The sequence below is a fragment of the Xenorhabdus sp. NBAII XenSa04 genome, assembly GCF_963866145.1.
In the GTDB taxonomy this organism is placed as follows: domain Bacteria; phylum Pseudomonadota; class Gammaproteobacteria; order Enterobacterales; family Enterobacteriaceae; genus Xenorhabdus; species Xenorhabdus indica.
Genome location: NZ_CAWMEB010000326.1, coordinates 1 through 1,155 on the forward strand (window position 1 = coordinate 1; position 1,155 = coordinate 1,155).

Genomic DNA, 1,155 nt, shown 5'->3' on the forward strand with positions numbered 1-1,155 from the left:
CCCTTAAGACCAGTGAGTTGACGAACATGCCAATCAGGGGCTGAGTCTGGGCATGATGGCGGTTATCGGTGGGTGTCCCCAGTACGATATCGTTTTGCCCGGATAATTTTGCCAGCGTGACATAAAAGGCACTGAGCAGCACGGTATACAGGGTCGTCTCCTGTGTTTTTGCCAGTGCTCGTAGCTGTTCAGAAAGCCGGGTGTCCAGCACAAAACTGAAATCCCGTCCCTGATAATTCACCTGAGCCGGTCTGGGGTAATCGGTTGGCAAAGTCATTGATTCATGGCCGGCTAAAGTCTGTTGCCAGTAGGCAAGCTGGCGTTCACGTATGTCATCTTGTAAATAGTCGCGTTGCCATGCGGCGTAATCTCCATAGGTGATATCCAGGGCAGGAAGCTGGCTGTCCCGCTTTTCCTGTAAAGACTGGTAAATTTCCGCCAGTTCATGCATAAAGATATTAATTGACCAGCCATCAATGGCGATATGGTGCCATAACAGTAATAAATAGTGGCTGTCAGAAACCGGATAGTGACGCAGGCGCAGACTGGACTCTGTGGTTAAATCAAATGGCGTGGCAATCTCAGCGCGAACGGTGTTCAGAAGCGTATTGATATCGTCACAGGGCTGGGATGTGATAACCAGGTTTTCAGGCAATATTTGCTGATAAATCTGGCCGGTGTCATCACTGTGGTAGACCATTTTCATCACTGAATGGCGTTCAGCCAGCCGGTTAATGGCGGTTTCTAATAATGGCAGACAGGCCTCATTATCCAACTGAACCAGATAAGGAATATGATAGGCATCAGAGCCTTGTTCAAACTGTTCAATAAACAGCATCCGCTCCTGGGCAAACGATAATGGGTAGTGCTCCCGGTGCAGGTGGGGGATAACCGTATAGGTCTGTTGTTCCATCCGGGTTATCAGGCCAGCGATAGTTTTCAGTTCAAACAATTGCGCCAGTGAGACCTCGGTTGCCAAAACCCGGCGAATGGCGGCGGTCAGCTTAACCGCGGTCAGGGAGTTGCCCCCGATACGGAAGAAGTTATCCTCAATACCAACCCGTTCCAGCCCTAATATGTCCTGCCAAATAGTACAGAGTTGGGTTTCCAGTGCCGTGCGGGGCGCCACATAACTGTCTCTGTTTACCCAGACAG

General features: G+C 50.2%; 1 protein-coding gene. It reads right to left on the minus strand.

All coding sequences use genetic code 11. The features are described 5' to 3' along the window. A partial coding sequence (locus tag AAC147_RS11630; protein WP_231571699.1) for a condensation domain-containing protein occupies positions 1–1,129 on the minus strand: 1,129 nt, incomplete at its 3' end. Positions 1,130–1,155: the final 26 nt, after the last annotated feature.